This is a genomic window from Pseudomonas fluorescens HK44 (assembly GCF_000217955.3).
GTDB lineage: Bacteria > Pseudomonadota > Gammaproteobacteria > Pseudomonadales > Pseudomonadaceae > Aquipseudomonas > Aquipseudomonas fluorescens_AQ.
Genome location: NZ_AFOY02000004.1, coordinates 593,901 through 600,409, shown reverse-complemented (window position 1 = coordinate 600,409; position 6,509 = coordinate 593,901). Strand labels below are relative to the sequence as shown.

General features: G+C 59.3%; 6 protein-coding genes. 3 read left to right on the top strand and 3 right to left on the bottom strand.

Annotated elements, in window-relative coordinates; all coding sequences use genetic code 11:
- Nucleotides 1-65: 65 nt before the first annotated feature.
- Complete coding sequence (locus tag HK44_RS04715; RefSeq protein ID WP_019689617.1) at nucleotides 66-1,595, top strand: FAD-dependent oxidoreductase; 1,530 nt, start codon at nucleotides 66-68, stop codon at nucleotides 1,593-1,595.
- A gap of 19 nt (nucleotides 1,596-1,614) precedes the next feature.
- On the opposite strand, the gene hemB is transcribed toward HK44_RS04715, so the two are convergent.
- The 3 genes from hemB to HK44_RS04700 all read right to left on the bottom strand — a co-directional run bounded on the left by hemB (nucleotide 1,615) and on the right by HK44_RS04700 (nucleotide 4,343).
- Nucleotides 1,615-2,589: a porphobilinogen synthase gene (hemB, locus tag HK44_RS04710; protein WP_019689616.1), complete on the bottom strand. Its 975-nt coding sequence runs from the start codon at nucleotides 2,587-2,589 to the stop codon at nucleotides 1,615-1,617.
- A 163-nt stretch (nucleotides 2,590-2,752) separates the two neighbouring features.
- Nucleotides 2,753-3,595 (bottom strand): PhzF family phenazine biosynthesis protein, encoded by an 843-nt coding sequence (locus tag HK44_RS04705; protein ID WP_019689615.1) that lies wholly within the window; start codon nucleotides 3,593-3,595, stop codon nucleotides 2,753-2,755.
- 49 nt (nucleotides 3,596-3,644) lie between these two features.
- A complete protein-coding gene (locus HK44_RS04700) occupies nucleotides 3,645-4,343 on the bottom strand; it encodes a glutathione binding-like protein (protein ID WP_019689614.1) in 699 nt (232 codons plus the stop codon).
- A 330-nt stretch (nucleotides 4,344-4,673) separates the two neighbouring features.
- Here HK44_RS04700 and HK44_RS04695 point away from each other — a divergent pair, with 330 nt between their 5' ends.
- Nucleotides 4,674-5,348: a hypothetical protein gene (locus HK44_RS04695; RefSeq protein WP_019689613.1), complete on the top strand. Its 675-nt coding sequence runs from the start codon at nucleotides 4,674-4,676 to the stop codon at nucleotides 5,346-5,348.
- A gap of 92 nt (nucleotides 5,349-5,440) precedes the next feature.
- Nucleotides 5,441-6,496 (top strand): permease, encoded by a 1,056-nt coding sequence (locus HK44_RS04690; protein ID WP_019689612.1) that lies wholly within the window; start codon nucleotides 5,441-5,443, stop codon nucleotides 6,494-6,496.
- Nucleotides 6,497-6,509 lie beyond the last annotated feature (13 nt).

Sequence of the window (6,509 nt, the reverse complement as noted above, 5' to 3'; positions counted from 1 at the left end):
TAGGTCTATCGGATCTAAACTGGATACACCCCTGTTCAGCGGGACTCTCGACCGAGGGCAACGACATGAACCGCAGTGATGTACTGATCATTGGCGCCGGTCCCACAGGACTGGTCCTCGCGCTTTGGCTCAGCAAGCTTGGCATCCGGGTACGCATCCTCGACAAGACCAGCGCACCCGGCACCACGTCTCGCGCCCTGGCGGTTCAGGCTCGTACGCTGGAGTTGTACCGCCAGCTCGACCTCAGCCAAGCCGTGGTGCAGAACGGCCACAAAGTACCGGCAGTCAATCTGTGGGTCAAAGGCGAACCCGTGGCGCGGTTACCGTTCGAGGACATCGGCAAGGACCTGACCCCCTACTCGTTCCTGGAAATGTTCCCGCAGGACCAGCATGAGCGATTGTTGATCGAACGGCTGGAGCAGTTAGGCGTGGTGGTCGAGCGCGACACCGAGCTGATCGGTTTCAGCGAGCATGGCGGTAGCATCACCGCACAGCTGCTCCTGCCCGACGGGCAGGAACATACCTGTCAGACCTGCTACCTGGCGGGTTGTGACGGCGCTCGTTCTACCGTGCGCAAGGCACTCGACATCGGCTTTCCCGGCGGGACCTACCAGCAAGTGTTTTATGTCGCCGACGTCGAAGCCTCAGGTCCGGCGCTCAATGGTGAACTGCATGTGGATCTGGATGAAGCCGACTTTCTGGCGGTTTTTCCGCTGGCCGGCGAAGGCCGTGCACGATTGATCGGAACGGTGCGCGATGAACGCGCGGAACAGGCTGAAACCCTCAAATTTGAAGACATCAGTAGCCGAGCCATCGATCACTTGAAAGTTCAGGTACGCAAGGTCAACTGGTTTTCGACCTACCGGGTCCATCACCGGGTAGCAGACACCTTCCGCTTCGGGCGTGCCTTTTTGCTCGGTGACGCCGCCCATGTGCACAGCCCCGCCGGCGGCCAGGGCATGAACACCGGTATTGGCGATGCGATCAACCTCGCCTGGAAACTCGCCGCCGTTCTTAATGGAGCAGCCAACGACAAATTGCTCGACAGTTATGAAGTCGAACGCATGGCCTTTGCCCGGCGACTGGTGGCAACCACCGACCGGGTGTTCAATTTCGTCTCCGCCGAAGGCGCAATGGCCGACGTGATACGCACCCGCATTGCACCGTTCCTGCTGCCAAAAATGGTCTCCTTTGAATTGGCGCGCGAGTATCTGTTTCGTACGGTGTCGCAAATCACCCTGAATTATCGCGGGATGCCTCTGAGCGAAGGCCACGCGGGCCATGTTTTCGGCGGTGACCGCTTGCCTTGGGCACATGACCGCGAGACCGATAATTTCGACAGTCTGACAAGCCTCAACTGGCAGGTTCACGTGTACGGCGACACCAGCGAAGAAATGCTTGCCTGGTGCGCCGAGCATCACCTGGCGCTGCACGTTTTCGACTGGCATCCGACCCACGAAGCCGTCGGGCTGGCGCGCAATGGCTTCTATCTATTAAGGCCCGACAGTTATGTGGCCGTCGCCGACCTGTCCGCCGACCCGAAAGTCATCGAGCGTTACTTCCGGGACCACGGGATCAAACCGTTCCTCTGGTAACAACGGCACGCTCGGCGGCTTAGATTCCGCTCAACGCCAGGTCCATCGCAAAGTAGGTGAAGATCAGGTCCGCGCCCGCCCGCTTGATCGCCCCCAGGCTCTCGCGCACTACGCGGTCCTCATCGATCGCACCGGCGGCGGCACCGAACTTGATCATCGCGTATTCGCCACTCACCTGATAAGCCGCCAACGGCAAACGCGACGCTTCGCGGATATCACGAATGATGTCCAGATACGCACCGGCCGGCTTGACCATCAGCGCATCGGCGCCTTCCTGCTCATCGAGCAACGATTCGCGCACCGCCTCACGGCGGTTCATCGGGTTCATCTGGTAACTTTTACGATCGCCTTTGAGCGCACTGCCGCCGGCTTCACGGAACGGACCGTAGAGTGCCGAGGCAAACTTGGTCGAATAGGCCATGATCGACGTCTGGCTGAAGCCGGCTTCGTCGAGCGCCCGGCGAATAGCCTGGACCTGCCCGTCCATTGCCGCTGAAGGCGCAATCACGTCCGCCCCGGCCCGTGCAGCGGCGACGGCTTGCTTGCCGAGGTTGATCAGGGTCTTGTCGTTATCGACTTCCCCCGCATGCATCACCCCACAATGACCATGATCGGTGTACTCGCAAAAACAGGTGTCGGACATCACGATCATCTCCGGCACCGCGTCCTTGCAGATTCGCGCCATGCGCGACACCAGACCGTTTTCATTCCAGGTGTCGCTGCCGCTGCCATCCAAGTGATGGGAGACCCCGAACGTCATCACCGACTTGATACCCGCCCGCGCATAGCGCTCGATTTCGCCTGCCAGCTTCGACTCTGGAATCCGCCGCACGCCAGGCATGCTGGTAATCGGCACGAAATCGTCGATTTCTTCTTCGACAAAGATCGGCAGCACCAGGTCATTAAGGGTGAACTCGGTTTCCTGAAACAGGCTGCGCAACTGCGGATTACGGCGCAAACGGCGTGGACGGGCTTCGGGGAATTGGCTGGACATGGGGTTTCCTGACAGGAGGCCAACGGCCTGGACAAGACAAAAGTCATAAAGGAAAGAAGCTTATGCCCCTCTCCCCCATCAACACAAACGTAAGTTGCGGAACAATTTGTTTCCGATTCGGTAACAGTTTGGCGGCGAGCAACGGTTAAAAAACTCGCCAGCGTTACAGATTCAAGCTGCCGTCGATACAGGTCACGACCGAGCCGCCGATCCAGATGTCAGGACCGATCCGTTCGACCTGAATTCTCCCGGCGCGGCCCATGGTCAGGCCCTGGCTGACCACGTAAGCATCCGGTGCAAACCCCTCGGCCAACAACCATTGGGCAACGCCGGCATTCAAGCTGCCGGTGGCCGGATCTTCGGGCATGCCGTCCCCGGAAATGAACGCGCGCACCTCAAACTGGGCCTCGTCGCCATCACGTTCAGGGTGCCACGGCGCAATGACGCCGACCGCCAGCCCGAGCATCTGCGAATGGTCGGGCTGCAACGCCAGCACTTGCTCACGCTCAGCGAGCATCACGGCCAACCAGCCAGCACCGTTATCAACCCATTGAGCCCGAATAATCGCGCCGGCTTCCAGGCCGAGCCCAAGGCGCACCCGCTCCACCAGTGCCGCGTCCAGCGGGCCGGACTTGAGCAACGGTGGCGCGAGGAACGCAAGGTCGGTGCCACGGCGGCGGATGCGCACCAGGCCAACGCCACACTCCTGAATGATTTCCTCCCCCTTTGGAATGCCGCCCGCCTCCAGCCAGGCATGACAACTGCCCAGGGTCGGATGACCAGCAAATGGCAGTTCCTGCAAGGTGGTGAAGATTCGGACCCGATAATCAGCCCGCGAATCGCCTGGTTCCAGCAAGAAAGTGGTTTCGCTGAGGTTGGTCCAGGTCGCAAACGCCGCCATGCGTTCGTCACTCAGCTCGTCGGCACCCAAGACCACGGCCAACGGGTTGCCCTTCAATGCAATACGGCTGAAGACGTCTACTTGTTTAAAGTCAAATCGAGGCATTGCTCTTCCTTAAGCGTAATTACATCTAGGGATGTGGCATTGTTTGCCGTTATTTGGGAATTTCCAGCCCGCGAATCACTGCCGGCCGCGCCAGGAAGCGATCCAGCACGCGCAATACATTCGGGAAATTGTTGATCCCGACCAGGTCCCCTGCTTCATAGAAACCGATCAGATTGCGTACCCACGGGAACGTCGCGATATCGGCAATGGTGTAACGCTCGCCCATGATCCAGTCGCGGCCTTCCAGGCGGCCGTCGAGCACTTTCAGCAAACGCTTGCTCTCGTCGACGTAACGATCACGCGGGCGCTTGTCCTCGTACTCCTTGCCGGCAAATCTATGAAAAAAGCCCAGTTGGCCAAACATCGGTCCGATGCCGCCCATCTGGAACATCAACCACTGAATTGTCTCGTAACGTGCGGCCGACTCCTGCGCCAGCAGTTGCCCGCTTTTGTCGGCGAGGTAGATCAGAATCGCCCCGGACTCGAACAACGCCAGTGGCTGATCACCTGGCCCGTGGGGGTCCAGGATCGCCGGAATCTTGTTGTTCGGGTTCAGCGACAAAAATGCTGGGGACAGCTGATCATTGGTGTCGAAACCCACCCGGTGCGGCTCGTAAGGCAAACCGGTTTCTTCGAGCATGATCGAGACTTTGACGCCGTTGGGTGTCGGCAACGAATAGAGCTGTATCCACTCGGGAAACTGCGCAGGCCATTTTTCGGTGATCGGGAATGCAGACAACTCGGTCATGGTGAACATCCAGTGACAATTGAATGGCAGACGGTGGGCCTTGGTCACAGCACAAGTCAGGCCTTTACGGCGGCTAGATTATAGGAACGGTGCTGGCCGGCGCAGGCTAAATCAGAAACATTCTGTCAATAACCTTCGTGCCAGCCAGCCCGGTCCTGCAGATAGAGTAACGCACGCCGATTCGAATCGAACCAAAGGGCGCCAGTGGACTCCAACGCTGCCCTTGCGTTAGACGAATCGACCCCACGACATGAAAAGCACTTGAAGCCGCGCGCTCCCAATGTGATGTTTTGTCAGCCTTAAACGAATGCGCTGAAGAATAATAACTTAATGAAAAAGCACCTTAACCTTGTTAAAAACCTGAAACCACGCACCTTGGTGTTCTGTGCGGCCTTGCTCATGGCCTGCGCCCTGTTCCTGGCGCTGGAAGCCCGTGAGAACCGCGCCCAACAGGCTGACGGCACCCAGACCCTGGTGTTTTTACGTCACGCAGAAAAACCCGCCGCAGGTCTAGGCCAGCTGAACTGCCAGGGTCTGAACCGTGCGATCAAACTGGCAGAGCTACTGCCAGAGAAGTTCGGCAAGGCCAATTATGTGTTTGCTGCCAATCCGACGCGCAACGTCGTGGAAGGCGAGTTCGACAACTCCTACAGCTACCTCCGACCGCTGCTGACAATCAGCCCCACCGCGATCAAACTCGGGCTGCCGGTAAACATCGAGTTTTCGGCCAACGACATCAGCGAACTGGCAGGCGAGTTGGTTCACGACAAGTACCACAACTCGATCATCTACACGGCCTGGTCCCACGGCTATCTGCCGGAGTTGATCAACAAGGTGGCTAAAGAGGCCACCGGTGAAAAACGCCGCCTTCTCGACGATTGGCCATCCAACGATTTCGACTCGCTGTACGTACTGACTCTGACCTGGCACAACGGCAAGGTCACCTTGCTCAGCCATAGCTACAAACAAGGGCTGAGCAATGGCCCGCAGACGTGTCCGACATAACGCATCGGCTTGTACCCACCGTTATCCGAGCCTCTGGACTAGACTGCACTGGAGTATGATGCCCCACTGTCCTTATTGTCCGGAGCCTCTGTATGTCCAACTCCTTAGCGGTCCCCAACCGGGGCCTGGCGCTCTGGTGGAAACCCGCCCTGTTCCTGCTGGTTGCCTGTATCGGCCTCTACTACGTCAAGTGGTCGCCCTACTACCTCAAGGCATTCGTGGCTGCCGACAGCCACAGCATCGGCGCCTCCATCCTCAACGATGAACAAACCTCACCGCTCGCCGCTGCACTGGTGTACGCCAAGGTGTACTTCCTGGCGATCTGGAAAGCGGCCGTACTGGCGGTGATCCTGGGTTCGCTGCTGCAGGTATTGATTCCGCGAGACTGGCTGCTGCGCTTGTTCGGCCGTGCCGGTTTTGCTTCGACCTTGCGCGGCGGTTTGTTCGCCTTGCCAGGCATGATGTGCACCTGCTGCGCCGCGCCCGTGGTGTCCGGCATGCGCCGTCAGAACGTCTCGGTGGGGGCGGCGTTGGCGTTCTGGATTGCCAACCCGGTACTCAACCCGGCAACGCTGGTGTTCATGGGTTTCGTACTCGGCTGGGGCTTTACCGCACTGCGGCTGGTGGCGGGAATTGTGCTGGTGCTGGGTGTTTCGTTGGTCGCCCAACGCATCTCGCGACCCGATTACATGCCGGAGGCGGCGCTGGAAGCGGTGGCCGAAGCGACCCGCACAACCGATGCACAACCCTTTCTGAGCCGCTGGGCGCGGACCTTGTGGCAACTGTTCTGGACCACTATTCCGATCTACGTGCTGGCAGTACTGATTCTGGGCGCCGCCCGGGTCTGGCTGTTCCCGCACGTTGACGGCGCGATGGCCAACAGCTTGCTATGGCTGATACCGCTGGCCATCGTCGGCACACTGTTCATGATCCCCACCGCCGCGGAAATCCCCATCGTGCAAACCATGATGACCCTGGGTTTGGGCACCGCACCGGCCGTGGCGCTACTCATGACCTTGCCGAGCATCAGCCTGCCTTCGCTGCTGATGCTGCGCAAGGATTTCGATACCCGGGTGCTGGTGACCGTGGCTGTGCTGACCATGCTGGTTGGCGTGATCTGCGGGCTGATCGGCGCATTGGTGCTCTAAAGGGGATTGCAGG

Bases quoted from the DNA above. Each gene is read 5' to 3' on its own strand.
- HK44_RS04700 (WP_019689614.1), bottom strand. From the start codon at position 4,343: ATGACCGAGTTGTCTGCATTCCCGATCACCGAAAAATGGCCTGCGCAG.
- HK44_RS04705 (WP_019689615.1), bottom strand. From the start codon at position 3,595: ATGCCTCGATTTGACTTTAAACAAGTAGACGTCTTCAGCCGTATTGCA.
- hemB (WP_019689616.1), bottom strand. From the start codon at position 2,589: ATGTCCAGCCAATTCCCCGAAGCCCGTCCACGCCGTTTGCGCCGTAAT.
- HK44_RS04690 (WP_019689612.1), top strand. From the start codon at position 5,441: ATGTCCAACTCCTTAGCGGTCCCCAACCGGGGCCTGGCGCTCTGGTGG.
- HK44_RS04715 (WP_019689617.1), top strand. From the start codon at position 66: ATGAACCGCAGTGATGTACTGATCATTGGCGCCGGTCCCACAGGACTG.
- HK44_RS04695 (WP_019689613.1), top strand. From the start codon at position 4,674: ATGAAAAAGCACCTTAACCTTGTTAAAAACCTGAAACCACGCACCTTG.